Here is a 2096-nt window from a genome sequence, read left to right as displayed (position 1 = left end):
ATCCACGGCCCCAGGATGGCGTTGTCAACCAGCACCTTGTTCATCACCCGCTGCAACAGCCCGGGATGGCCGAGGCCCTCACGTACGTAGATCCCGTCGACCTCACGCACCTCGTCGAGATATTCGTCCGCGGCGTCACCGGCCCAGCTGCGCGGCATCGAGCCCAGCCATCTGCCAGGTTCGTAGGAAGCCGCGCCGACGGGCTTTCGCTCCGCGACCGGCGCGGTGGCGGGAAAGTCGGCGATCGAGATCGAAGGCAGCCCCGCAGGTAGTGAAGCCGCGCCGGTCGCGCAAAGTTCGCCCCGGCTTTCGACTTCGATTGCGATCACGCCGTCCGTTTCCTCTCCTCGAATATCGGCGATCTCGCCGTCATAGACCGGCTTGACGAAACGCGCCTCGATCAGCCCGCGCGCGAGAAAGTCGCGGCCCCATTTGGCGACCGGCAGATGCATCATGTAAGCCATGACGTCGACACCGGGCACGAGCCCGCCGCTAAAGCCGAACTTCCGCGCGACGGCGTCATCGTGCATCTTGTTTTCGGACAATTTGGCGGTGTTGTAGGCCGCGACGCGGTAGGTCTGGATGGCGCTGGTCATGCCGCATTCCGTTTTCAGCGTGTTCCCCGTCGGTATCGTACGCCGCGAAACCGCCCTTGCAAGGGCAGGCTTTCGCTCGCCATTTATGCGCCGATGGGCTACCACGCGGGCCTTACATCCCCATCTGTCCGCTATCGATGACAACGCTCTCGAACCCCATCCGCATCTATGTCGACGCCGACGCCTGCCCGGTGAAAGATGAGATCTACCGGGTCGCGGCGCGGCACGGTCTTCCGGTCAGTGTCGTCGCCGGCCAATTCATCCGGGTACCGCAGGATCGGCTGATCGAGCGGATCGCGGCGGGGCCGGCCATGGACGCCGCGGACGACTGGATCGCAGAGCGAGCCGGCCCTTGCGATATTGTTGTCACTGCCGACATTCCGCTCGCCAGCCGCTGCGTGAAAACGGGCGCCGAGGTGATCGCTCCCAACGGCAAGCCGTTCACCGAGCAATCGATCGGCATGACGCTCGCCGTCCGCAACCTGATGGCGGACCTGCGTTCATCGGGCGAAATCACCGGCGGGCCAAAATCTTTTGCTGCGCGCGATCGCTCCGCCTTCCTCTCGGCGCTCGACCAGGCCATCCGCCGCATCCAGCGCCGCCAAGCCGAAGCCCCTGGCTCCAGGCAAGTCTGACGAGAAACCATGGCCCCGCCGCTCATCCAGCTCAGGGATATCAGCCTTACCTTCGGCGGCACCCCGCTCCTGTCCGGCGTCGAATTGTCCGTTTCGGCGGAAGAGCGCGTCTGCCTGATCGGCCGCAACGGCTCCGGCAAATCCACGCTGCTCAAGATTGCGGCCGGTCTCGTCGAGCCCGATCACGGCAGCCGCTTTGTGCAGCCCGGCGCGACCATCCGCTACCTGCCGCAGGAGCCGGATTTCTCCGGCCATCCGACCACGCTGGGCTACGTCGAGGCCGGCCTCGGTCCCGGTGATGATCGCTATCAGGCCCGCTACCTGCTGGAGCAGCTCGGCCTTCGCGGCGACGAAGATCCCAACCATCTGTCCGGCGGCGAGGCCCGGCGCGCGGCGCTGGCACGGGTGCTGGCGCCCTCGCCCGACATCCTGCTCCTGGACGAGCCGACCAACCACCTCGATCTCACCACCATCGAGTGGTTGGAAAGCGAACTCGACGGCCGGCGCAGCGCGCTGGTCCTCATCAGCCACGATCGGCGCTTTCTCTCCAACCTTTCGCGCTCGACCGCCTGGCTCGACCGCGGCAAAATAAGACAGATCGATCGCGGCTTTGCCTCGTTCGAGAGCTGGCGCGACGAGGTTCTGGCCGAAGAGGAGCGCGAGCAGCACAAGCTCGATCGCAAGATCGTCAACGAGGAACATTGGCTGCGTTACGGCGTCTCTGGCCGGCGCAAGCGCAACGTCAAACGGCTAGGCAATCTTCTGGCGCTGCGGCAGCAACGCCGCGATTATCGCGGCGCGGCCGGTAGTGCCAATCTGGCCGCGGCGGAAGCCGAGAAATCGGGGCGATTGGTTATCGAGGCCA

Annotated in this window: 3 protein-coding genes; 2 read left to right on the top strand and 1 reads right to left on the bottom strand. The window is 65.4% G+C overall.

What is annotated here, in order from left to right:
• Positions 1–596 (bottom strand): MaoC family dehydratase (locus NEZ08_RS12370; protein WP_298107200.1); only part of this gene is annotated, 596 nt, incomplete at its 3' end.
• A gap of 137 nt (positions 597–733) precedes the next feature.
• Between NEZ08_RS12370 and NEZ08_RS12365 the strand changes: the two genes are divergently transcribed.
• Positions 734–1231, top strand: a complete 498-nt coding sequence (locus NEZ08_RS12365; RefSeq protein ID WP_298107199.1) for a YaiI/YqxD family protein — start codon at positions 734–736, stop codon at positions 1229–1231.
• Between the two features lie 9 nt (positions 1232–1240).
• The coding region (locus NEZ08_RS12360) for an ATP-binding cassette domain-containing protein (RefSeq protein WP_298107198.1) at positions 1241–2096 on the top strand (856 nt) is incomplete at its 3' end.

The organism is Bradyrhizobium sp., from assembly GCF_027451485.1.
Classification (GTDB): Bacteria; Pseudomonadota; Alphaproteobacteria; order Rhizobiales; family Xanthobacteraceae; genus Bradyrhizobium.
The sequence above is the reverse complement of the archived record's forward strand: the minus strand, read 5'-3'. Positions and strand labels throughout refer to the sequence as shown.